At 69.6% G+C, this 22,712-nt stretch carries 23 protein-coding genes; 11 read left to right on the plus strand and 12 right to left on the minus strand.

Annotation, left to right across the window (positions count from 1 at the left end; all coding sequences use genetic code 11):
* The first annotated feature begins 247 nt into the window (after positions 1 to 247).
* The gene (locus AB0C25_RS06725; protein WP_357371048.1) at positions 248 to 2,566 is read left to right on the plus strand and encodes a M28 family peptidase; all 2,319 of its coding nucleotides are present in this window, start codon (positions 248 to 250) and stop codon (positions 2,564 to 2,566) included.
* 176 nt (positions 2,567 to 2,742) lie between these two features.
* Here AB0C25_RS06725 and AB0C25_RS06730 read toward each other — a convergent pair whose 3' ends face one another.
* Together AB0C25_RS06730 and AB0C25_RS06735 are read right to left on the minus strand one after the other, a co-directional pair.
* Positions 2,743 to 3,225 (minus strand): SRPBCC family protein, encoded by a 483-nt coding sequence (locus AB0C25_RS06730; RefSeq protein ID WP_357370343.1) that lies wholly within the window; start codon positions 3,223 to 3,225, stop codon positions 2,743 to 2,745.
* Positions 3,222 to 3,542, minus strand: coding sequence for a metalloregulator ArsR/SmtB family transcription factor (locus AB0C25_RS06735; protein ID WP_357370345.1), 321 nt, complete (start codon positions 3,540 to 3,542; stop codon positions 3,222 to 3,224). The genes AB0C25_RS06730 and AB0C25_RS06735 overlap by 4 nt, the downstream gene beginning before the upstream one ends.
* A 162-nt stretch (positions 3,543 to 3,704) precedes the next feature.
* On the opposite strand from AB0C25_RS06735, the gene AB0C25_RS06740 reads away from it, so the two are divergent.
* Entirely contained in the window at positions 3,705 to 4,037 is a 333-nt protein-coding gene (locus AB0C25_RS06740) for a hypothetical protein (protein WP_357370347.1), read from the plus strand.
* Between the two features lie 106 nt (positions 4,038 to 4,143).
* On the opposite strand, the gene AB0C25_RS06745 is transcribed toward AB0C25_RS06740, so the two are convergent.
* The 5 genes from AB0C25_RS06745 to AB0C25_RS06765 all read right to left on the minus strand — a co-directional run bounded on the left by AB0C25_RS06745 (position 4,144) and on the right by AB0C25_RS06765 (position 8,393).
* On the minus strand, positions 4,144 to 4,677 hold the full coding sequence (locus tag AB0C25_RS06745; protein ID WP_357370349.1) for an SUKH-4 family immunity protein: 534 nt from the start codon (positions 4,675 to 4,677) through the stop codon (positions 4,144 to 4,146).
* Between the two features lie 353 nt (positions 4,678 to 5,030).
* Positions 5,031 to 5,573: a hypothetical protein gene (locus AB0C25_RS06750; protein WP_357370351.1), complete on the minus strand. Its 543-nt coding sequence runs from the start codon at positions 5,571 to 5,573 to the stop codon at positions 5,031 to 5,033.
* 293 nt (positions 5,574 to 5,866) lie between these two features.
* Positions 5,867 to 6,292 (minus strand): hypothetical protein, encoded by a 426-nt coding sequence (locus AB0C25_RS06755; RefSeq protein WP_357370353.1) that lies wholly within the window; start codon positions 6,290 to 6,292, stop codon positions 5,867 to 5,869.
* A gap of 92 nt (positions 6,293 to 6,384) precedes the next feature.
* Positions 6,385 to 7,998 (minus strand): alpha/beta hydrolase, encoded by a 1,614-nt coding sequence (locus AB0C25_RS06760; RefSeq protein WP_357370355.1) that lies wholly within the window; start codon positions 7,996 to 7,998, stop codon positions 6,385 to 6,387.
* 11 nt (positions 7,999 to 8,009) lie between these two features.
* On the minus strand, positions 8,010 to 8,393 hold the full coding sequence (locus AB0C25_RS06765) for a WXG100 family type VII secretion target (protein ID WP_357371050.1): 384 nt from the start codon (positions 8,391 to 8,393) through the stop codon (positions 8,010 to 8,012).
* A 372-nt stretch (positions 8,394 to 8,765) separates the two neighbouring features.
* On the opposite strand from AB0C25_RS06765, the gene AB0C25_RS06770 reads away from it, so the two are divergent.
* The gene (locus AB0C25_RS06770) at positions 8,766 to 9,029 is read left to right on the plus strand and encodes a hypothetical protein (protein ID WP_357370357.1); all 264 of its coding nucleotides are present in this window, start codon (positions 8,766 to 8,768) and stop codon (positions 9,027 to 9,029) included.
* Positions 9,030 to 9,380: 351 nt separating this feature from the next.
* Here AB0C25_RS06770 and AB0C25_RS06775 read toward each other — a convergent pair whose 3' ends face one another.
* The 3 genes from AB0C25_RS06775 to AB0C25_RS06785 all read right to left on the minus strand — a co-directional run bounded on the left by AB0C25_RS06775 (position 9,381) and on the right by AB0C25_RS06785 (position 11,010).
* Entirely contained in the window at positions 9,381 to 9,635 is a 255-nt protein-coding gene (locus AB0C25_RS06775) for a Smr/MutS family protein (protein ID WP_007465523.1), read from the minus strand.
* 136 nt (positions 9,636 to 9,771) lie between these two features.
* On the minus strand, positions 9,772 to 10,140 hold the full coding sequence (locus tag AB0C25_RS06780; protein ID WP_357370359.1) for a tetratricopeptide repeat protein: 369 nt from the start codon (positions 10,138 to 10,140) through the stop codon (positions 9,772 to 9,774).
* Positions 10,141 to 10,239: 99 nt separating this feature from the next.
* Positions 10,240 to 11,010 (minus strand): ROK family protein, encoded by a 771-nt coding sequence (locus AB0C25_RS06785; protein WP_357370361.1) that lies wholly within the window; start codon positions 11,008 to 11,010, stop codon positions 10,240 to 10,242.
* Between the two features lie 62 nt (positions 11,011 to 11,072).
* Between AB0C25_RS06785 and AB0C25_RS06790 the strand changes: the two genes are divergently transcribed.
* From AB0C25_RS06790 to AB0C25_RS06800, 3 genes are all read left to right on the plus strand, one after another.
* Positions 11,073 to 12,710, plus strand: a complete 1,638-nt coding sequence (locus AB0C25_RS06790) for an ABC-F family ATP-binding cassette domain-containing protein (RefSeq protein WP_357370364.1) — start codon at positions 11,073 to 11,075, stop codon at positions 12,708 to 12,710.
* A 38-nt stretch (positions 12,711 to 12,748) separates the two neighbouring features.
* Complete coding sequence (locus AB0C25_RS06795; RefSeq protein ID WP_357253917.1) at positions 12,749 to 13,057, plus strand: hypothetical protein; 309 nt, start codon at positions 12,749 to 12,751, stop codon at positions 13,055 to 13,057.
* Between the two features lie 316 nt (positions 13,058 to 13,373).
* On the plus strand, positions 13,374 to 14,099 hold the full coding sequence (locus AB0C25_RS06800; RefSeq protein WP_357370366.1) for a methyltransferase domain-containing protein: 726 nt from the start codon (positions 13,374 to 13,376) through the stop codon (positions 14,097 to 14,099).
* Positions 14,100 to 14,115: 16 nt separating this feature from the next.
* On the opposite strand, the gene AB0C25_RS06805 is transcribed toward AB0C25_RS06800, so the two are convergent.
* Positions 14,116 to 15,123 (minus strand): LacI family DNA-binding transcriptional regulator, encoded by a 1,008-nt coding sequence (locus tag AB0C25_RS06805; RefSeq protein ID WP_357370368.1) that lies wholly within the window; start codon positions 15,121 to 15,123, stop codon positions 14,116 to 14,118.
* A gap of 147 nt (positions 15,124 to 15,270) precedes the next feature.
* Between AB0C25_RS06805 and AB0C25_RS06810 the strand changes: the two genes are divergently transcribed.
* The 5 genes from AB0C25_RS06810 to AB0C25_RS06830 are packed head-to-tail and all read left to right on the plus strand — an operon-like array spanning position 15,271 to position 21,042.
* Entirely contained in the window at positions 15,271 to 16,785 is a 1,515-nt protein-coding gene (locus AB0C25_RS06810) for an alpha-N-arabinofuranosidase (RefSeq protein WP_357370370.1), read from the plus strand.
* Between the two features lie 60 nt (positions 16,786 to 16,845).
* Complete coding sequence (locus tag AB0C25_RS06815; protein ID WP_357370372.1) at positions 16,846 to 18,177, plus strand: ABC transporter substrate-binding protein; 1,332 nt, start codon at positions 16,846 to 16,848, stop codon at positions 18,175 to 18,177.
* A 6-nt stretch (positions 18,178 to 18,183) separates the two neighbouring features.
* Positions 18,184 to 19,149, plus strand: coding sequence for a sugar ABC transporter permease (locus tag AB0C25_RS06820; protein WP_357253908.1), 966 nt, complete (start codon positions 18,184 to 18,186; stop codon positions 19,147 to 19,149).
* Positions 19,150 to 19,159: 10 nt separating this feature from the next.
* The gene (locus AB0C25_RS06825) at positions 19,160 to 20,017 is read left to right on the plus strand and encodes a carbohydrate ABC transporter permease (protein WP_357370374.1); all 858 of its coding nucleotides are present in this window, start codon (positions 19,160 to 19,162) and stop codon (positions 20,015 to 20,017) included.
* Positions 20,018 to 20,022: 5 nt separating this feature from the next.
* Positions 20,023 to 21,042, plus strand: a complete 1,020-nt coding sequence (locus tag AB0C25_RS06830; RefSeq protein ID WP_357370376.1) for a glycoside hydrolase family 43 protein — start codon at positions 20,023 to 20,025, stop codon at positions 21,040 to 21,042.
* 42 nt (positions 21,043 to 21,084) lie between these two features.
* Here AB0C25_RS06830 and AB0C25_RS06835 read toward each other — a convergent pair whose 3' ends face one another.
* On the minus strand, positions 21,085 to 22,581 hold the full coding sequence (locus AB0C25_RS06835) for an amino acid permease (RefSeq protein WP_357370378.1): 1,497 nt from the start codon (positions 22,579 to 22,581) through the stop codon (positions 21,085 to 21,087).
* Positions 22,582 to 22,712 lie beyond the last annotated feature (131 nt).

Genomic DNA, 22,712 nt, shown 5'->3' on the forward strand with positions numbered 1-22,712 from the left:
ACGGGCGGGGATGGGGCGCATCACTGCCCGGCGACGGACAAACCTCGCGGGTGATCGGTGCGGGGCCGTACCGGCCATGCCATCCGGGACCGCCGGGGGGCAGGATGGTGCCACCCCAGGCCCCACCACCCCCCGAGGAGTTTCCGTGGGCGCACCCCCCACCCCGGCCCCGACTGGCACACCGGCCCGTCCTGCTCCGGGCGTACCCCCTGCGGATCGTGCGCTGACCAGGCCGCACCGGCGGCTCGTGGCCGCCGCGGCGGCGCTCGTGGCGTTGGCCGCCGTCGGCGCCGGCAGCCTGCTCGACCTGCGCACGCCGACGCCGAAGCCGGCGGACGCGCCGGTGGGCGAGTTCAGCGCCGGCCGGGCGTACGAGGACGTCCAGGTGATCGCCGCCCGGTCGCACGTCGCCGGCAGCCCGGCCAACGACCAGGTCCGGGCGCACCTTGAGCAGCAGTTGCGCGGGTTGGGCCTGGAGACCGAGGTGCAGGACACCGTGGCCCCGGAGGCCGGGCAGCTCAGCGGCGCGGCGGGCGGGGCGACCCTGGCCCGAGTCCGCAACGTGGTGGCCCGGCTGCCCGGCACCGACTCGACCGGCCGGGTCTTCCTGGTCGCCCACTACGACTCGGTGCAGACCGGGCCGGGCGGCAACGACGACGCGGCCGGCACCTCGACCATCCTCGAGGTGGCCCGTGCGCTGAGCACCGGTCCGCGGCCCCGCAACGACATCGTCTTCGTGTTCACCGACGCGGAGGAGGCGTGCCTCTGCGGCGCGTCCGCGTTCGCCGCCAGCCACCCGCTGGCCGCCGACGGCGGGGTCGTGCTCAACCTGGAGGCGCGGGGCTCCACCGGCCCGGTGATCATGTTCGAGACGTCCCGGAACAACGCGAAACTTGTGGACGTCTTCGGCCGGGCCGCCCCGCACCCGGTCGGCACCTCGTTCGCGGTGGAGATCTACCGGGCGCTGCCCAACGACACCGACTTCACCGCGTTCCTGGACCAGAAGTTCGTCGGGTTGAACTCGGCGTACATCGACGGCGGCGCGATCTACCACACGCCGCTGGACACGCCGGCAGCCATGGACCGGGGCAGCCTCCAACAGCACGGGGACAACGCGCTGGGCCTGGCCCGGGAGTTCGGCCGCACCGACCTGACCGAGCTGCGCTCCGGGCACGACGCGACCTACTTCCCGGTCCCCGGCGGGCTGGTCCACTACCCGGGCACGTTCACCCTGCCGCTGGCCCTGCTCGCGGTGGCCGCGGTGGTCGCGCTGGGCTGGCTGGTCCGTCGGCGGGGCCGGGCCAGCACCGGCCGGCTCGCCGCCGGCTTCGGGCTGGCCCTGGCACCGATCGTGGTCGCGCCGGTCGCCGCCCAACTGCTCTGGCTGGCGATCACCACGATCCGACCTGGGTACGCGGAGCTGCTCGACCCGTACCGCCCGGTCTGGTACCGCCTGGCCGTCGTGGCGCTCGCCGCCGCCATCCTGTTCGCCTGGTACGCGCTGCTGCGCCGCCGGATCGGCCCGGCCGCGCTTGCCGTGGGCGGGCTGGCCTGGCTGGCCCTGCTCGGGGTGCTGCTCGCCGTGGCGGTGCCCGGCGGGGCGTACCTCACCACCCTGCCGGCGCTGGCCGGCGCCCTCGGCGGGCTGGTGGCGCTGCGTACCCGGCAGACCGGGCCGTGGCCGGTGGTGGCGGTGACCGCCGCCGCGGCCGTCGGCGTGGTCATCCTGCTGCCCACCGTGGTGCTGCTCTTCCCCGCGCTGGGAATGGGCATGGGCGGGGTGGCCGCGCTGGTCGCGGTGCTGCTCGGCCTGGCCGCCCTGCCGGTGGTCGACCTGCTGCACCCGCAGGCCGGCGGCCAGCGCGGCCTGCGGGCGTTGCGGGCCCGCCGGTTCGGCCTGCTGCCGGCCACGGCCGCCGCCGTGGCGACGGTGGTGCTCGCCGGGGTCGGGCTGGGCGTCGACCGGTTCGACGCCGCGCATCCCGCGCCGACCCACCTGATGTACGCGATGGACGCCGGCACCGGCCAGGCCCGCTGGCTCAGCCACGAGAGTGATCCGCAGTCCTGGACGGACGGCTACGTGGACGGGACGGCGGACGTCGGCGACGACTTCCCCGGGCTCGGCGACGGTGAGCTGCGGGCCGGGCCGGCACAGCCGGCGAACCTGCCGGCGCCGAAGCTGGACGTGCTGGCCGACACCACGTCTGGTGGAGAACGCACGCTGCGTCTGCGGCTCACCCCGCAGCGGGCCGCCCGGCTCGCCACCCTGCACGTCGACACGTCGACGGCCACCGTCCTGCGGGCCGAGGTGGCCGGGCGGGCGGTGCCGGTGGAACCCCGCGCGGGCAGGTGGGGCTTCGGGCTGGTGTTCCACGCCCCGCCCACCGAGGGCATCGAGGTCGCGTTGACCCTGCGGCCCATCGCCGGGCAGGTGGCGTTGCGGGCCATGGACGCCAGTGACGGGTTGGACGCGCTGCCCGGCTTCCGCCCCCGGCCGCCGGCGGTCGGCGTCGTCGGGTCGCACAGCTCCGAGATGCTGGCGGTCGCCCGCACGTACCCCTTCTGACGGACGACACGGTGGTCCGGCCGGCTGCGCTCGGCCGGCCGGACCACCCAAGATCGTGCTCGATCCAGGAAAGAGTGCCCTCGACCACGAGCGAGGGGACTCTTTCCTGGATCGAGCACGATCATGCACCCGCTTCCGTTGCTTGCTGCATCTCCTGCGGCGGCTTGGTCGCACCGTTAGCTTTCGCCACCGAAGAGGGAGTGGTAGCGGCTGAGGTAGAGGGGCCATCCGGTATCGCTGTCGACCCCGTCCCGGACCGACTCCCAGCCGGGGCCGTGCCGGTCGAGGTGCCGGTGTTCCAGTTCGATCCGGGTCCGGTCGGGAGTCTCGGCGACGAAGATGACTTCGACCTCGCTGGTGAGGTCCGGGTCGGTTTCGACCTGCCAGGTCGGCCCGATGTCCCAGCTGAAGAGGACCCGGGTCGGCGGTTCGTACGCGAGGACGCGCGCCCATCGGCATTCACTGCCGTCGTTACCCCGGTCGTAGATGTGACCGCCAACCCTCGGCTCGAACACGGTCTCGGCGATCGGGGTCTGAAGCAGGTTGTGTTCGCGCGGCTTGAAGTCGCCGAACCGCTCGGTGAACACGGTGAAGGCCCGCTCGATCGGTGCGTTGACGACGATCTGTCGGCGGACCACCGCCGTAGCTGCTTGCGTCATGAACTCTCCTCGGTCGATTCAACGACGTCCTGATAACCGTCCAACGCCCGGCGCCAGAAGGTGTCGAGCTGGTCCCGCAGAGCGGCCAACCCGACCGGACTGAGCCGGTAGACGCGACGGGTCCCCACCGACTGGTCGACGACCAGGCCCGCGCCCTTGAGCACCTTGAGGTGCTGCGACACGGCCGGCCGGCTGATCGGCAGGTCGTCTGCCAGTTCCCCGACGGCGCGCGGACGCTCAGCCAGCCGCTGAACGATGGCGAGCCGGCTTGGGTCGCCCAGGGCCTCCCAGCCCGGGTGCACTCCGTAAGTAGCCACGAACGTAAGCTACGACTTACCGATGCCGTCGTCAAGGCGAATCACCGATCGGCTACGCCGCCTGAGGCGCTCGATTGGGGACAGCCCGGAACGACGGGTGGTTGTTATCGTCGCCGGATGGTCGCGGGGAGCAACAAGGGCCGAGGCAAACCACGCAGACCGATGTCTGTTCAGGAGCGGGCGCAGGCGGAGCGGGACATCCGAGGTGCGATCGCCGACCTACAGGAAAGTGCTTACGCCAACTTCCGCTCCGCGGTCGCCAACGCCGCGATCTTCTTCGGCTTTGTCGGCGTGTTCGGGATCGTTGCCGGGGCGGTTGACGGGCTACGCCTGATCCCCATGGTCGTCCTTGTCCTCGCCGGACCGGTCGGAGTCGCCTACTACCCCTTCCGCCAGCAGTGGAAGATCGCCATCAGACTGTTGATGACTTCGAGCGCGCTCGTGGTGATCGGACTGGCCGGCCTCGTCCTGGTGGCCACGATTCTGGAGAACTGACGAGCAGCGGTCCGCGCTGAGTACCGGGACGGATGCGCGCCGACGGGATCGGCGATGTGCTGGCAGCATGTCACGACACATCATCGACAGTAGACGTCCGCCTCGATCAGTAGAGCCACCGGTCGAGCACTCCGGGCCAGAATTGGGCTGTGTGGTCCCCGTCCCCGAACGCGGGTGGGTCCAGGTCCCTGATGCGTTCCAACAGGTCGGCGATCTCTGCGAGCGCCTGCCCCTCGGCCTGTTCGTCTTCGTCCCAGCGGTCGATGACGGTTGAGCTGGTCAGCCAGCTACCAACCATGTGCAGCGAACACAGCCAGTGGATGATCGTCGAGTTGACGAACGTGGCGCTGCCGTCCGACGACCACAGGTGCACCTCACCGGTCCTCGGCGCGGCGCCGTACACCCAGAGCGGATCGTCGTCGTACGCCAACCGGCACCTCGTCGGCTCCGCGGAGAATGACACCGCACCGACCAGCCCATCGATCAGCGGTACGCCAGAGGAGATCAGCGCGGCCTTCTGCGGCTCGGGAAGCCGCCACGTCGCCACGTCCTGCTCGGTGGCACGCACCACCCGCCCTGTACCAGCCCAGGCCGTAATCGCGTCGAACGCGGGAGGCAGCGGAAGATCATCAGCGGGCACGCCGATGAGGGTAGTCCGATACCGGTTGGTCGGGTGGCTTGCTGACTCGGGGAGACCGTTTCCGCAGTGTCGCCGCTACTTCCAGCGGTATTGATCTAACGCGCGTGGGTAGCCGATCAAACTGGACGAGACGCCCTGTGACCTGGGCTTGGACAGGTCATCGACGGTCATCCGTGATCGCCGCTGGTTCACCTCAGACGGCTTGGAAAACGGCCTGATCTTGGTGCCTCCAAAGGCTCCGACCCCCGCCGGGGGGATGCGGACTCAACCTGTCGGCCTCTGCCGATCGTCAACGGTTCGCGTCGGGGAGCAGATCGGTTGTGTCGTCGCTCGCCGTTCGGCATCAACCTCGATCAAGGCTCCTGCTGCCTCCTCGATGCCTCACCGTCGCCCGACACCTCACTGATGGCTCGCTCAAGACGGTCGAGGTCGGTACGCATCGCGTCCGTCAATTCCTGCTGCGCCTCCGCATACGTGTCCAGCAACGCACCGCCGTCGACCATGGTCTCCTCGAACATGGTTGCGACCACCTTGCGCAGATGGTCCGCCATATCGATGATCAGGGTGGGGGCACAAAGTCGGAGCCGTACGACATGCTCGATTAGCTCCACAAGCTTGGCGTCGGTTGCCAAACGACTGGCCTGCGTAAGACCGCCAGCGGCATACTCGTGCCGGAGCTTATTTTGAAGATCGAAGGCCGACTCAAGTGCGCGCAGGTAGGAAAGGTACTCCTCGCGACGCATCTGTGATTGCAAGCGTCGACGTTCTACAGCCACCGCCTGCACAGCTAGCTCGCGCGTCGACTTCCTCTGCTGGCCGGCGGCCCAGGCCGTGCCGGCGATGCCTGCGAGACCAACTGCACCTGTGCTGACCACACCGACCCAATCCACTGTCATGGATCGACATGATGCCACTGCCATCGAGTCGACAGGGGGGAGCTTCCATCTGTCCGACGCGGCGCTTCTCCGCCTGACGTCGCGCTTACAAGCTCTGTACACCTCGTCTGCGCTGGTCCGGGAACGGCTGCACGCTCGGAGCTTCGTCCATGCCCGCACTCGTCGACACGCTGGCGTCCGGCGCGGTTGCTGTCAGCGTTGCTGTCGATGGCCATCCCACAGGCGACCCGGAGCGACCTCCGCCCGGGGATGGCTGTCGGCTGGTGTCAACCGACGAGGTCATAACGCCGTCCTCAGTCGGGGTAGTTCCCGTCGGGGGGCAGGATGCAGGCCGACCGGACGATCAGTGCGAGCCAGATCCGATCGCCGGAGCTGGCCAGTGTGACCGAGGAGCCGTCCTGCGGGTCGGACAGGCGCAGTTCGGCGCCAGTGGGGGTGGGCAGGTCGCGGTACTCGTCGACCTGGTAGCCCTGAGCCTGGAGCTTGTCGCGTGCCTGAGTGACCACCGCCCGGTGCTGCTCGCCCGGGAGGGTGATGTGGCTTAATCCGCTGACGTAGTAGCGACCGTCGCTGGCCGTCTCCCCGTTCGGACCGTCGCAGGGCGCGTGCAGGATCTGAGGCGGGTTGGGATCCGGCTTACCTTCGCCGACCGCCTGGATGATCGCGGCGATGTGCCTTCGGGTGGCCTGCTCGACGTCGGCTTTCGGTCGGGTCTGCAAGATAGGGCTCTTCTCGCTTTTGGGTTCTTCGTCTGTGCAGCCGGCGGCCAGGAGGAGGAGCCCGACGGCTGCCAGGACGGAAGGAAGCCGCTTCACTGGGGTGCCTTCCCGTGGTCAAGGGTCACGTCGGGATACATACCCACAATGATGCGGGCTTGGTTGTTGAGGCTTGTACTTTCAGGTTTCCAGTAGCCGCTGTGTCCTGTCGTGTCGACGTGGTACCGGTTGGCACCGAAGCTCGGATCGGTTGGTTCGTCGTCGTGGATGCCCCAAATGCTGCCCGCTGCGCCGGTCATCGGGTCGTCGGCAGCCCCTCCGGCCCAGACGTGGCGCGGGTCGAGGTGGAGTTGGGAGGCGGAGTCGACATGCATGCCGGGGCTGCCCGCGGTGATGATGTCGTTCACAGCCAGTCCATCGCCGCGGCTGGCCGCTTCGCCCACCACGGCGCTGCCGTAGCTGTGCCCCAGCGCGGTCACATGGCTGCTGTCGGCGGTATGCGCGGCGTGCAGGCCATTGACGAAGCCGTCCAGGGCCTGCCCCCCTTCCTTGGACAGCCGGTAGCTCACCGCGCTGCCGTCGATTCCTGGGGTGTCGTAGCCGAGCCAGGCGACGACCGACACCGGTCCGCCGGTCGGCCCCGCGTATCGCGCTGCGGCGCCTTGGATGTCGAGGGCACGGTCAATCTGACCGCGCATACCATCCAGCTTCGTCCCCGTACCGGGAACGACGACGGCTGTGTGCCGGGAGTCGTCCGGGTTGCCGACCGCCACGATGGCTTTGCCGTCGTTCGCGTTGTCGAGGCCGATCAGGAACAACTGCTGCCCCGGCGGTCCGTACTCCGCGCCCTCCAACCGACCCAATAGGTTGCTCAGCCGATCCTTTTCGCGTTCATCCTGTTCGCTGTAGGCCGATGCCATCGCCAACTCGCCGAGGTGGGCGCGCAACCCGAGCCGATTGGCCTCGTCCCTCGCCGATGCCGGCAACCCGTCCACAGCTCCGACCTGTTCGGGGTAGGCCGTCAGATACAGCTGCCGCTCATCCTCGGTCAGACCCCGCCACCACTCACTGGCCTTAACGGGATCCGATCCGGGGCGGGGAATCGCGGCTTCGGTGACGCCGAACGTCGCTGCCATGTTGCGCGCGTCGTTGACAGCGTCCTTCCACTCGTAGACGTCCATCGCACCCGGGCCGTCCGGTTGCAGCCGCAGCAGTGCTCGCTGAATCTCGGCGTCCCGGTCGTTCGCCTCGTCCAGGATCTTGCCGATCAGGTCGTCGTAGATCCGGGCGTTCTCACACTGGCGCCGCCAGTCCGCCTGGCCTTCCTCCGAGTGGCGCTGCCAGTCTTCGATCAGACCCGGGCTCACCCGGCCCGTCTCATCTACCTGCAAGCGCAATAGCGCCACCGCGTCCAACGCCCCGTGCAACTGCCGCTGCACATCCACGAACTCGGACGCGGCGCGGCCCAACACCGCAGCGACCAACCTTGACTGCAAAGCCGACAACTCGACCTGGTCGCCGACCCCGCTGAGGCGCCGAAACGCTGCCTCCGCAGCCACGCCCGACCACCCCGACGCCCTCAACGGCCCGTCCAACTCATGCACCACCCGGCGTTCCAGCTCACCAACCTGGCGCGCCAACAACCGCCATGCCAGCGCCGCCTCGCCCACCGAGCCCAGTTGGGCATCACGCAGCTCGATGAAGGTCACCACTCGGAAGGTCACCACCCGGCCACCCCTCGGAAGTGCTCGGCGCTGGCCCGGTCCGTGTGCCGGTAGTCCATTGCGCAGCTCCGCAGACCCTCCGACATCCCGTTCATCTGATCAGTGAGCTTCGTCAGGTCATCGCGCCAGCGCCACACCAAATCCGCCACTGCTTGGCCAGTCAGCCATCCCGACAAATCACGTGCCGCCTGCGCAGACTCCGGCTCCACGTCCGCCAAGTCCCCACGCAGCGCCTCCCCGAGGTCTCGCGCTACTCGCGCCTGGGCATCCAAGACGGCTGGGTCCACCCGCACCTCATCGACCACGGTCCACCTCCCCGCGACACAAAGTAACAGCGCGAGTACAGCCTCAGGGGGCACCCAGCACCGGGAAGGCAGCATTGCCGGCAGACGACGACCTCTTCGTCCCGAAAGAACCACCAGCCGACTTTGAGCTGCGCCAGCCGCAGGGCTGAGCAGTCCGAACCGTCCACCGCAGTCCACGGACGTCCGGCCTTGCCCGCGCCCGTCGTCTCGTAGGTTTGGCTGGCGTTTGGATAGGTGCCGGGCTAAGTCGGCGATCGACCCTCGACTCCTTCAACCGAGAGCGCATGTTCCGGGAGCTTGATAAGCGGCGCGAGGTGATGACTGCATTCCGAAAGGAGTTGTGGCTCTACGCTGCTCGTATCGATAACTGTGGCACAGGTCCAAATCCCCGCGCGAGCATGCATGGAGTCCCTCACGGAGTGCTTCAATCACGCTATTGTGTATCGAATGCCTGAATGCCTTGCCGCATACGCTTTCTACCAGCAGCAGTACGAGTTACTTGCAACCGAAATGAACAAGGAGGCGGATTATGACAACTTACTCATATACGCCCATCTCACGCCGCTGTATAAGTTGCTGCTAAATAAGGCGCTGAGGAAACCGCTGCCCCACAAAGCGCGGGGGCACCCTACGGAAATGGAAAACCCGGCGGAAGGTGCGCTCCTTAAGGTCCATCAGCAAGACGAAGACAACGCCTCCCCGTCGCCCTAGCCTTGAGCGCCATCCCGTCTGCCGCCGACCCGCCCTCCTGGGGAGCGGGCCGCCGACCGGCCCGCCACGTCAAGCGGACCTTGACGCACGTACGGACGCTGGCGGGCCGGTCGGCGGTCTGCTCGGCTCGCCCGGGTCGCCGGCTGGCGGGATGGGCCAGCGCAACCACCCACGGACCGCGACCCGCCGACGGACCCCCGACCATCTCGGAGTCGTTGCGCCCCCGCCGGAGGCGCGGTAACCGCGACCAGCTCGCCACCGCAACTGCCGCGCGGACTCCTGGACACGGCATAAGCATGGTTCAACGGCCCTCGCAGCGGCCTGCCATGCAGCTCAGAGGCTATGCGGCCGCTATTTCCAGCGGAAGTGCACGAAGAGGCGGCCGAAGTTCTTGGAGTCCTTTTCCACGCGGTGGTAGAGCTGCTTGACGTCCTTCTGGTCGAGGAACCGCAGCACCCGCTTCTTGAGCTGACCCGATCCCTTGCCGGGGATGATCTCGACGAGGGTGGCCTTCTTCGCCACCGCCTCGTCCATGATCCCGCGCAACGCGCGGTCGATGTCCTGCCCCTTGTTGAAGATCTCGTGCAGGTCCAGCTTGAGCTTCATGCCGCGGCCCCCGCCCGGTCAGGTCCCATGTCCGCCATCCTAGGCACGCCCGGCGGCCGGCCCGCCGGACGAGGAAGGGTACGGCCGCTGGACGACGAAGGGGCGACCCCGAAGGACCGCCCCCGCACGTCCACGCTCAGCGCGTGCCGCCCACCCGGGTTTCCACCCGCTCCAGCGCGATCCGGTAGTCGTCGTTCGTCGCGTACATGGCGGCGGCGATCCGCAGGTGCCGCAGCGCGTCGGTGTGTCGGTTCAGCCGCTCCAGCGTCCGACCGAGCACGTGGTGCGCGTAGTGGTCGCTCGGGTCCCGCTCGACAAGCTCGCGCAGGTGCTCCTCGGCCCGGTTGAGCTGGGCCGACTGGAAGTACGCCCGAGCCAGCAACTGCCGAACCGCCGCGTTGCCGGGTTCGGCGTCGACGATCGGCTCCAGCAGTCGGGCCGCCCCGCTCGGGTCACCGGTTTCGAAGAACATGGTCGCCCGCCGGTAGTCCGCCAGAAGATCCATCTGCCCACCTCCTCGGGTCGCACCGTCACCTGTTCCGACGCTGGCACAACGTCAGGCGTTTGGCGACTGTTCCCGAGGCCGAGATCCGGCGAGATCACGTCAGGTTCGCGCGTCCCGGCGGCCTGCGGCCAGTTCCCAGGCGCGGACGCCACCGACGATCCCCGCCGTGTTCGGCACCACCACCACGTCGTCGCCCATCCGGGCCAGTTGCTCGGGCCGGATCAGTCGGGAGTTGCCCCCGCCCAGGTAGAGCCGGTCCCAGCGGAACACCGGGCGGAGCCCGTCCACCACCTGCCGGATCCGCCGGGACCAGAAGGCGTCGCCGAGCCGCCGCCGTTCCGGCTCACCCACGTACGTGTCGTAGGTGGTGCCCCACCGCACCGGTGCGTGCGACAGCTCCAGGTGCGGTGCGAGCACCCCGCCGTCGTAGAGCGCGCTGCCCAGCCCCGTCCCCAGGGTCAGCACCAGCTCGCAGCCGGTGCCGGCGACCACCCCGGCGCCGTGCACCTCGGCGTCGTTGAGCACCAGCGCCGGCACCCCGAACGCGTCGGCAAGCGCGCCGCGCGCGTCCCAGCCGGACCACTCGGCGAGCAGGTCCGGGTCGACCCGGGTGCGCGGGCCGCTGCGGGTCACGTAGTGCGGTGTGGTCACCACCACCCCGTGCCGGATCATCCCCGGTACGCCGACCGTCAGCCGGTCCGCCGTTGGCAGGCGCCCACCGAGATCCAGCAGGGTCCGGACGAAGAGCGCGGGCGGCAACGGGTACGGGGTCGGCACGCGCAGGGGTCGCGCTCGCATCGTCCCCGCCTCGTCGAGCACGGACGCCTTGATGCCCCCGCCGCCACAGTCGATCGCCAGTGTGGTCACCACGCCGTTGAGTCTGCCCGCTCCCGTCGGATCGTATGCCGGCAGCCGGATAGGCTCCCGTTCTGATGAGCGCCACGATGATCGTCAAGGACCTGGCCGCCGGGCACGGCGACCGCCCACTCTTCGCCGGGCTGGACCTGGTGGTGGCCCCCGGTGACGTGGTCGGCCTGGTGGGGCCGAACGGTGCCGGCAAGTCGACGCTGCTGCGTACCCTCGCCGGTTTGTTGCCGGTCGAGGCCGGCACCGTGCGACTCAGCCCGCCCACGGCGAGCGTCGGGCACCTGCCGCAGGAGCCGGACCGGCGGCCGGGCGAGACGGTGCGGGACTTCCTGGCCCGGCGGACCGGGGTGACCGCCGCGCAGGCGGCGTTGGACGCGGCGACCGAGGCGCTCACCGCCGGGGTGGTGGGCGCCGACGACGCGTACGGCGACGCGCTGGAGCGCTGGCTCGCCCTCGGCGGCGCGGACCTGGACGAACGCGCCGAGCAGGTGAGCGCGGACCTGGGGCTCGCGGTCGACCTGGACCACCCGACGACCGGGCTCTCCGGCGGTCAGGCGGCCCGCGCCGGGCTGGCGTCGTTGCTGCTCAGCCGGTACGACGTGTTCCTGCTCGACGAGCCGACGAACGACCTGGACCTGGCCGGGTTGGAGCGGTTGGAGGAGTTCGTCACCGGGCTGCGCGCCGGCACGGTGCTGGTCAGCCACGACCGCGAGTTCCTCCTCCGCACGGTGACCCGGGTGCTGGAGTTGGACCTGGCGCAGCAGCAGGTCAACCACTACGGCGGCGGTTACGCCGCCTATCTGGAGGAGCGCGAGGTCGCGCGGCGGCACGCCCGCGCCGACTTCGAGGAGTACGCCGACACCAAGGCCGGGCTGGAGGCTCGGGCGCGCACCCAGCGCGGGTGGATGGAGAAGGGCGTGAAGAACGCCCGGCGCAAGGCCACCGACAACGACAAGATCGGCCGCAAGTTCCGCGCCGAGGCCAGCGAGAAGCAGGCCGCCAAGGCCAAGCAGACCGAACGGCTGATCGAACGGCTCGACGTGGTCGAGGAGCCCCGCAAGGAGTGGGAGCTGCGGATGGAGATCGCCGCCGCACCCCGTGCCGGCGCCGTCGTGGCCACGCTACGAGGTGCGGTGGTACGCCGGGGAGGCTTCACCCTCGGCCCGGTCGACCTCCAGATCGACTGGGCGGACCGGGTGGCGGTGACCGGGGCGAACGGCTCGGGCAAGTCCACCCTGCTGGCCGCGCTGCTGGGGCGGCTTCCGCTGGACGCCGGCACCGCCTCGCTCGGACCCGGGGTGGTGGTCGGCGAGGTGGACCAGGCACGGGGGCTGTTCCTCGGCGACGCGCCGTTGATCGACGCGTTCCATACGGCCGTACCGCACATGTCGCCGGCGGACGCGCGGACCCTGCTGGCCAAGTTCGGCCTGCGGTCGGCGCACGTGCCGCGACCGGCGGCCACCCTGTCCCCGGGCGAGCGGACCCGGGCGGCGCTGGCGCTGCTCCAGGGCCGCGGGGTCAACCTGCTGGTGCTCGACGAACCCACCAACCACCTGGACCTGCCCGCCATCGAGCAGCTTGAGTCGGCGCTGGCCACCTACCCCGGAACGTTGCTGCTCGTCACGCACGACCGGCGAATGTTGGCCGCCATCGAGACGAACCGTCGGCTCCGGGTGGACGGCGGGCGGATCGCCGAGGATTGATCCCTGCCCGCGCGGCCGCGCGGGGTGACAATGACGCCATGCTCAAGTGGGAGTACGCCCTGCTGGTCCGCCGCCGCCAGGCGGCGAGCAACGACCTCGGCTGGGAGGTCGTCTTCGTCTGGTACGGCCCGGACGGCTCCATGGTCGACGTGACGCCGTACGGCGACACCTCGCTGGCCCACCTGAACCGGGCTGGTGACCAGGGCTGGGAGTTGGTCGCGATGAGCGAGGACCCGTCCCTGCCCGGCCACCACGAGTTGCACCGCTACCACCTGAAGCGGCCGAAGCCCGCCGCCCCGCAACCCCGCCAGCGGGTGCGCGGGGGCCGGCGGACCCTCTCGGGCTGACCCTCGCAGCCAACTCCGGCCCTCCTGCGGGTCGACGCGGCTTGTCCGGGCCGGGGTCCGGGCCGACGTCCGGACCGGGGTCCGGGCCTGTTGTCCAGTTGAGCGATATACCTGTGGCGCATAAATATGACTCACAGGTATATCGCTCAATGCGGCATCGTCTCGGCGCGGCGACAGTGGTGGCCGGCGCGCCGGGCTCCCGCAGCAACAAGGCTGCGACCCGCCCGTCGGCGTCGTGCGGTCGCAGCGGGCCAGAGCCGACGAGCGGGGCATATCGGGCGGGAATGCGGGTAACGCGCGGCGGGAGGTGGCCCGCATGGTCGCTTTGGCACAGACTCCACCCTCGGCCGACCGGCTGCGGGCGATCGACGATTCCCTCGCTCAGGCGTGGGCGGACCAGGCTCGGCACGACGACCGGCTGCGGGGCCTGGCGGTCGAGGTGCGGTTCGACCGGGGGGTGGCCCACCTCACCGGCGACGTGGCCGAGCCCTCCGAGCTGCGGCTGGTGCGGGACCTGGTGGGGCGACTGGCCGGCGTCTACGGCGTCTGGTGCCGGGTCGGCGTCGGCGGGCGGGCGCCCGTGGTGGTGGACCTCGGGTGCGGTCCGACCAAGCAGTGGTCGAGCAACCTGGGGCTGGACATCTACCCGGCGCCGGGGGTGAACGCCGTCGCGGACCTGTCCGGCTCGCTACCGCTCGCCGACGACTCGGTGGACGTCCTGTTCGCGGTGCACATCCTGGAGCACCTGATCGACTTCCTGCCGCTGGTGGACGAGTGCCACCGGGTACTCCGTCCAGGTGGCGTGCTGCACGTGATGAGTCCCTGGTGGGGGCACGTGAACGCGGTGGCCGACCCGACTCACGTCCGGCTGATGGACGTCCAGACGTTCAAGGGGATCTGCCAGGGCCGACCACCCGGCACCCCGCGCTGGTATCCCCTGCACGCCGGCTGCGACGGCGCCTCGATCTTCGCCGACCTGACCCCGCTCCCCCCGGACGCCGAGACCGCCGCGAAATCCCACCTGGCCCGCTTCTTCGACTGACCCACCCGGCCCGACGTCAGGGGGTCCGGGTGGATTCGCGGAGTTCCAGGCGGTAGGGGGCGGAGAGCTCTCTCGTCGGGGCGGCACGGTCACCGTCCAGCCGGTTGGCCAGGAGTTCGACGGCCAGCTCGGCGATCCGCTCCTTGTCCGGGGCGACGGTGCTGAGCGTGGGGATGGAGAACCTGCCGTCCTCGATGTCGTCGAAGCCGACCACCGCCACGTCCTCGGGCACCCGCAGGCCGGCCTCGTGCAGAGCGCGCAGGGCACCCAGGGCGAGCGTGTCGTTGAAGCAGAAGACGGCGTCGGGGCGTACGCCGGAGGTGAGCAGGCCCCGCATGGCGGCCGCGCCGTCGGCGCGGTGCCAGGCCGACGCGGGCGCCACCAGGGTTTCGTCGTAGTCGAGTCCGGCGGCGCGTAGCGCGTCGGCGTAGCCGGCCAGGCGCAGCCGGGCGCTCGCGCCCTCGTCGGTGCGCTGGGAGCCGATGGCCGCGATCCGGCGGTGGCCGAGCTCGATCAGGTGCTCGGTGATCTGCCGGGCGGCGGTCACGTTGTCGATCACCACGCGATCCGCGGGGCCGTGCTCGACCCGCTCACCGAGCAGCACCATCGGGGTGCCGTCCAGGCCGGCCAGGTCCTCGGCGGTGAGTGCCAACGGGCTGAAGATGAGCCCGTCGATCAGGTGGTCGGTGATGCCGGAGGCGACGACCCGTTCCTGTTCGCGTCGACCGCCGGTCTGGTCGATGAGCACCGTCCAGCCGTAAGCGGCGGCGGCGGTGACCACGTAGCGGGCCAACTCGGCGAAGTACGGGATGTCCAGTTCCGGGACCGCCAGCGCGATCACACCGGTGCGGCCCTTGCGCAGGTGGCGGGCCGAGAGGTTGGGCCGGTAGTTGAGTTCGGCGATGGCCTCCTCGACGCGGGCACGGGTGTCCGGCCGAACGTGCACGTAGCCGTTGACGACGTTGGAGACGGTCTTCACCGACACTCCGGCCCGTTCGGCCACGTCCTTGAGTCTGTGTCGCACTCCGCAACCTCCCCGAGGTAACCCAGCGCACCCTACCTTGTCACCTGCTCTTTACAACGTTGCCTACAACGTTGTAGAAACGGTGGACACCGGGTGAACGGTGACTGCGCTCACCCGGGCATCGGCACGAGGAAAGGTGGCACCCCCTTGCGGACCGCGCAGCTGACGGTCGATCCGGCCTTCTCCATCGGCCCGGCCGACCGACGCCTCTTCGGCTCCTTCGTCGAGCACATGGGGCGGTGCGTCTACGGCGGCATCTACGAGCCCGGCCACCCCAGCGCCGACACCCGTGGCCTGCGCCGCGACGTGCTTGACCTGACCCGCGAGCTGGGCGTCTCGGTGGTCCGCTACCCGGGCGGCAACTTCGTCTCCGGCTACCGCTGGGAGGACGGGGTCGGCCCGGTCGGCAACCGGCCGCGCCGGCTCGACCTGGCCTGGAAGACGATCGAGACCAACGCGTTCGGGTTGGACGAGTTCATGACCTGGGCCGCCGAGGCCGGCGTCGAGCCGATGATGGCGGTCAACCTCGGCACCCGCGGGGTGCAGGAGGCCCTGGACCTGCTGGAGTACACCAACCACCCGGGTGGCACGGAGCTCTCCGACCTGCGGCGCAAGCACGGCGCCGAGGATCCGTACGGGGTGCGACTGTGGTGCCTCGGCAACGAGATGGACGGTCCGTGGCAGGTCGGCCACAAGACCGCCGACGAGTACGGTCGCGTCGCCGCCGAGGCCGCCCGCGCGATGAAGATGATCGACCCGTCGATCAGCCTGATCGCCTGCGGCAGCTCCAACCGGCGGATGCCCACCTTCGCCTCGTGGGAGGCGACGGTGCTGGAGCACACCTACGAGCACGTCGACTACATCTCGGCGCACACCTACTACGACCCGTCCGACGGTGACCAGGCCAGCATCCTGGCCTCGGCCGTCGACATGGACAACTTCATCACCGAGGTCGTCGCGACCGCCGACCACGTGGCCGCCAAGCAGCGGCACCGGCGCAAGCTGAAGATCTCCTTCGACGAGTGGAACGTCTGGTACGAGTCCCGCCTCCAGGCCGACCTGGACCGGCGCGGCTGGGTGGAGGCCCCGGCGCTGATCGAGGACACCTTCACCGCCGTCGACGCGGTGGTCGTCGGTGACCTGCTGATCACGCTGCTCCGGCACGCCGACCGGGTCGGGGTGGCCGCGCAGGCCCAGCTGGCGAATGTGATCGCGCCGATCCGCACCCGCACCGGTGGCCCGGCCTGGCGGCAGAGCATCTTCCACCCGTTCGCGCTGACCGCCCGCTACGCGCGGGGCACCGTGCTGCGCACCGAGCCGGTGTCGCCGCACTACGACACGAAGAAGTACGGGGACGTGCCGGTGCTCGACACCGTCGCCGTGCACGACGAGGAGACCGGTGAGCTGACCGTGTTCGCGGTCAACCGGGACTCCACCGATCTCCCGCTGGAGATCGACCTGCGCGGCATGCCGGGTATGTCCGGTCTGTCGTTCGAGTGCATCGCTGCCGGCTCTGACCCGTCAGCGACGAACACCGAGGCCGAGCCAGACCGGGTGACGCCTCGGGACCTACCGATCCCCACCCCCGACGGCGGCCGGTGCACCGTGCTCCTGCCCGCCGTGTCCTGGAGCGTGCTCCGCTTCGGCCCGGCCAGCGCCTAGCTGTGACCCCTGGCTGAGCAGGCACAATTCATACCGTCCCCCCTCAAGGAGAGATAAAGCATGATCCAGAACGACATGAGCCGGCGGCGCCTGCTCGGCCTCGGTCTCGGACTCGGCGCTGCGGCCTCGCTGACCCTCGCGGGTTGCGGCGGCGGCGATGACAACGCCTCCGGGCCGGCCGCCGGCAACGGCGGCAAGGAGTACACCGGCCCCAAGGTGGACCTGAAGCTGTGGAACGGCTTCACCGGCGGCGACGGGGACATCTTCAAGGCGCTCGTCAACCAGTTCAACGCCGAGCACCAGAACATCGCGGTGTCGGTGGCCACGTACCAGTGGGAGGACTACTACAACAAGCTCCCCGGCGCGGCCTCCACCGGCAACGGGCCGGACATCGCGGTCATGCACATGGACCAGCTCGCCACCTTCGCCGCCCGCGGCGTGATCAGCGAGCTGGACGACGTGGCCAAGAACCTGGAGCTCTCCGAGGCGGACTTCGCGCCCACCGTGTGGCAGGGCGGGCTCTACAACAACAAGCGGTACGGCATCCCGCTGGACATGCACCCGCTGGGCTTCTACTACAACAAGGCCGTCATGCAGAAGGCCGGCCTGGACCCGAACAAGCCGCCGACCACCAAGGACGACTTCACGGCGGCGCTCGCCGAGTTCAAGAAGTCGGGCGTGCAGGGCTTCTGGCTCAGCCCGTTCCAGTTCACCGGCGGCATGACGTTCTACTCCCTGCTCAACCAGTGGGGTGGCAGCCTCTTCGACGCCGAGGTGGCCAAGGCCACGTTCAACTCCGACCCGGCGATCGAGGCGTGCACCTGGCTGGTCGACATGGTCAAGCAGGGCCACTCGCCGGCCAACGTCGGGCAGGACGCCGAGTACCTGGCGTTCAAGAGTGGCAAGAACGCCTTCACCTTCAACGGCATCTGGCAGATCAACGATCTGAAGAAGAGCCCCGAGGTGCAGTGGGGCGTAGCCCCGCTCCCCCAGCTCGGCAGCAAGCCGGCAGCCTGGGCCAACTCGCACAACTTCACGATCGTGAAGCAGCGGGCGAACAACGCCAACAAGGTCTCCGGCGCGAAGGTCTTCATCAACTGGCTGAGCCAGCACTCGCTGGACTGGGCCAAGGGCGGCCAGATCCCGGCCCGTAAGGACGTCCGGGAGAGCGCCGACTTCAAGGCGCTGCCGGAGATCTCGGCACTCGCCCCCGAGCTGGAGTACGCGGCGTTCCCGCCCGCGACCCCGGGCCTCGGCGAGGTCATCAAGACCTTCTACGACTCGTTCAACGTGGCCGCGCTCGGCAAGAAGACGCCGCAGCAGGCGCTCGACGAGGGCGTGGCCAAGGCCAACAAGCAGCTCGAGGAAAACCGCAAGAAGTACGGGAGCTGATAACCAGTGGCGGACGTGATCGAGGTCGGGGCGGCGCGCGGTGACGCGCCGCCCCCGGCGGCCAACGAAGCCCGCCGGACCGCTTCGGCGGGTCGGACCAGACGGGCGACGCCATACCTGTTCCTTGCCCCCTACCTGGTCCTGTTCGGGGTCTTCGGCCTGTTGCCGATCATCCTCGGCCTCTGGCTGAGCGTGCACCAGTGGGACTTCCAGCTGCCCAACCGGCCGTTCGTCGGGTTGGACAACTACAAGCAGCTCTTCTCCAGCGACTCCGCCGTGTACGGCGACTGGTGGCAGAGCATCCGCGCCACCGCGATCTTCACGGTGCTGTCGGTGCCGCTGCTGGTGGTCGTACCGCTGGGGTTGGCCCTGCTGCTCAACCGCTCCTTCCCGGGCCGGACGTTCTTCCGGGCGGTGTACTTCGCGCCGTACGTGCTGGGTGTCGCGGTGATCGGCCTGCTCTGGCGGTTCCTGCTCGACGCCAACCTGGGCCTGGTCAACCGGCTCCTCGGCGTGGTCGGGTTGCCGTCGGACACGCCCTGGGTGACGAACATGCCGTGGGCGTGGATCTCGCTGGTCGGCGTGACCGTGTGGTGGACCTCCGGTTTCAACGCGGTGATCTACCTGGCCGGGTTGCAGGACATCTCGCCGGAGTTGTACGAGGCGGCCCGGATGGACGGGGCCAGCGCGTGGCAGCGGTTCCGCAACGTCACCCTGCCCGGGTTGCGTCCGGTGCTGCTCTTCGTGATCACGACGACCGTGCTCGCCTCGGCGAACATGTTCGGCCAGTCGTTCCTGATCACCCAGGGGACGCCCGGCACGGAGACCCGCACGGTGGTGTGGTTCATCGTCGAGGAGGGCCTGCGCAACAACAACGCCGGTCGCGCCGCCGCGATGAGCATCGTGTTCGCCCTGCTGCTGGCGGTCGTGAGCATCGCCAACTTCCGCCTCTTCCGCTACAAGGAAGACTGAGGGGACCGCCATGACGACGCCCACGCCGACCACCAACGGCTCCGGATCGGGGCCGCGCCGGGTCGGGCTCTACGCCATCCTGGTCGCGCTGACCCTGGTCTTCCTCGTTCCGCTGGTGTGGATGGTCATCACCTCGTTGAAGACCTACACGGCCGCCCAGGAGATCCCGCCGAGTTGGCTGCCGAATCCGCTCGCGGGTTACGGCTACGAGCAGATCCTCAACAACTCGGCGAACCCGGTGCTGCGGTGGTTCCTCAACAGCATGGTGGCCGCCACGCTGCACTCGCTGCTGGTGCTGGTGACCGCCTCGATGGCCGCGTACTCCCTGGCCCGGCTGAAGTTCCGGGGGCGTGGGGTGACCTTCGCCCTGATCGTCGGGACGCTGTTCATTCCACCGACCTCGCTGATCATTCCGAACTTCCTGATCGTCGACCAGCTCAACTGGATCGACACCCTCGCCGTGGTGGTGGTGCCCGGCGCGGCCAGCGCGTTCGGGGTCTTCTTCCTGCGGCAGTTCTTCCTCTCCCTGCCGAACGAGTTGGAGGAGGCCGCCACGCTGGACGGTGCCAACCAGTGGCAGATCTTCTACAAGGTGGTGCTGCCGCTGTCCAAGCCGGCCCTGGCCACCCTGGCCGTGCTGTCGTTCCTCACCAACTGGAACGACTTCCTCTGGCCGATCTTCGTGCTGTTCAGCCCGGAGAAGCTCACCCTGCCGCCGGGCCTGGGCCTGCTCCAGGGCTCGTACGTCACCGACTACCCGGTGATCATGGCGGGTGCGGTGCTGGCCAGCCTGCCGGTGCTGATCCTCTTCGTGCTCGCTCAGCGGCACATCATCCAGGGCGTCTCCCGCAGCGGTCTGAAGGGATGACGCGCATGACCGCCCGGCGACGTGGCGCGGCGGCGATCGTTCTCGCCGCCGCGCTGCTCGTTTCGGGCTGCGCCGACGACACCGAGCCCACCCCCACCACGAGCAGCGGGAGCGACCCCAGCATGTTCACGAACCCGGTCGTGAAGACCGACGCCCCGGATCCGCAGGCGATCCAGGTGGGCGACACCTGGTACCTGTTCCACACCAACTCCGGCGGCCGCAACGTCCCGGTGCTCACCTCGACGGACCTGGTCGACTGGACCGAGGCCGGGGACGCGCTGCCGACGTTGCCGGACTGGGCGGACGCCGGCAAGACCTGGGCGCCGGAGGTCATCCAGTTGGCGCCGGACCGGTTCGCCCTCTATTACACGGTCGCCGGTCGGGAGTCGGGCCGGCAGTGCGTCGGACGGGCGGTGGCCAGCGCGCCGCAGGGGCCGTACTCCGACGACGCGGCCGGCCCGCTGATCTGCCAGGCCGACCTGGGCGGGGCGATCGACGCCAGCCCGTTCCGGGACACCGACGGCAGCCTGTGGTTGCTGTGGAAGAACGACGGCAACGCGATCGGGGTGGACACCTGGCTCTGGTCGCAGCGCCTCGCCGACGACGGTCTGACCCTCGTCGGTGAGCCGACGAAGCTGCTGAAGCAGACCGAGGCGTGGGAGGGCACCCTGATCGAGGGGCCGTTCTTCCACCGCCAGGACGGTCGGCTGCTGCTCTTCTTCGCCGCCAACGCCTACGACCGGGCCGAGTACGCGGAGGGGTACGCGGTCTGCGAGAGCCCGACCGGCCCGTGCGTGAAGGCCGCCGAGAACCCGATCCTGAGGAGCACCGAGGCCGCCTCGGGTCCCGGTCACGCCTCGATGGTCGTGAAGGACGGCCGGACCTGGCTGCTCTACCACGCCTGGCCGCCCGGCCAGGAGGGCAGCACCGACCCCGGTCGGCAGGTCTGGCTCGACGAGGTGACCTGGGTCGACGGCAAGCCGGTGGTCAAGGGTCCGACCGCCACGCCGCAACCCCGCCCCTGAGCTGATCGTGCGGAGGGGCCACGCGGCCCCTCCGCACCTCGGTCAGGCGCTCGGCTCGCGCGGCGCCGGGGCGACCGCCGGTTCGTGCTGGGCCAGCCGGTTGCGGCGGTAGCCGTAACCGAAGTAGATCAGCGCGCCGAGCAGCATCCAGGCCAGGAACCGCAGCCAGGTCTCCACCGACAGGTTGAGCATCAGGTAGAAGCAGGCCAGCGCGGAGACGATCGGCAGCACCGGGGAGAACGGCACCCGGAACGGCCGCTCCAGGTCCGGGCGCTTGCGACGCAGGATCGGCACCGCGATCGAGACCAGCACGAACGCGCAGAGCGCGCCGATGCTGACCAGGTCGGCCAACGCGGACAGCGGTAGGAAGCCGGCCAGCAGCGCGACCGCCACCGTCATGATCGCGGAGATCCGGTACGGGGTGCCCCAGCGCGGGTGCACCTTCGCGATCGACGGCGGGATCAGCCCGTCCCGCGCGATCGCGAAGCCGATCCGGCCCATCGCCACCAGGTCGACCAGGATGACGCTGGTCAGGCCGGCGACCGCGGCGATGGAGACCAGCACGGCCGCCCAGCCCGCGCCGACCGACTCGAACGCCGACGCGATCGGGGCGCCCCGGTCGATCTCGGTGTACGGCACCATCCCGACCACCACCAGCGAGACGCCGATGTAGAGCACGGTGGAGATCAGCAGCGTGCCGAGCAGACCCAGGGTGAGGTCCCGCTTGGGCTTCTTCGTCTCCTCGCCCAGGTTGGCGACGGCCTCGAAGCCGGTGTACGCGAAGAACACCACGGCGGCGGCGCTGAGCACCCCGACGAAGCCGAAGACGGACGGTTCCAGCCCGAAGAGCGCCTGCGTCACCGGTTGCTTGATGCCGTCGTCGCCGCTCCCGGCGGGCTCGGCCGGTGGGATGAACGGGCTGAGGTTCGCGGCCTTGACGAAGAACAGACCGGCCACCACCACGAACACGCAGATCGCCACCTTGACCAGCACCAGCAGGTTGGTGATCCGGGACGATTCCCGGATGCCGACGATCGCCACGATGCCGAGGATCAGCACGATGGCGATGGCGCCGACGTTCACCGTGCTGCCCTCCTCGCCGAACCATCGGGTCGGCAGGTCGAGCAGCTCCGCGAGGTAGCCGGACCAACCTCGGGCCACCACCGCCGCGCCGAGCGCGAACTCCAGCAGCAGGTCCCAGCCGATGATCCAGGCGACGATCTCGCCCATCGTGGCGTACGCGTAGGTGTAGGCGCTGCCTGCCGTCGGCACGCTGGAGGCCAACTCGGCGTAGCAGAGGGCGGCGAGCAGGGCGACCACGCCGGCGATGGCGAAGGAGATCACCACGCCCGGTCCGGCGCTGTCCCGGGCTTCGATGCCGGTGAGGGTGAAGATGCCGGTGCCGATCACGATGCCGATGCCGAAGCCGGTGAGGTCGAGCGCGCCGAGTCGTCTCTTCAGGCCGAGCTTGCCGTCGCTGCCGTCCGCCTCACCTTGGGCTATCACGTCCTTGATTGGTTTCGTACGCAGCACGGACACCTGGTCACCCCTCCCACCGTGCGACCACCTCCGTGGCGGCCGGTGACCGGCGTTGCTACCCAGCGGCGCGATTGGTCAACCACGAACTCTTGCGGCGATGGCCAGACTGTGAAAATTTCCTACCAGCAACG

The sequence above is a fragment of the Micromonospora sp. NPDC048839 genome (assembly GCF_040649915.1).
Lineage (GTDB): Bacteria > Actinomycetota > Actinomycetes > Mycobacteriales > Micromonosporaceae > Micromonospora.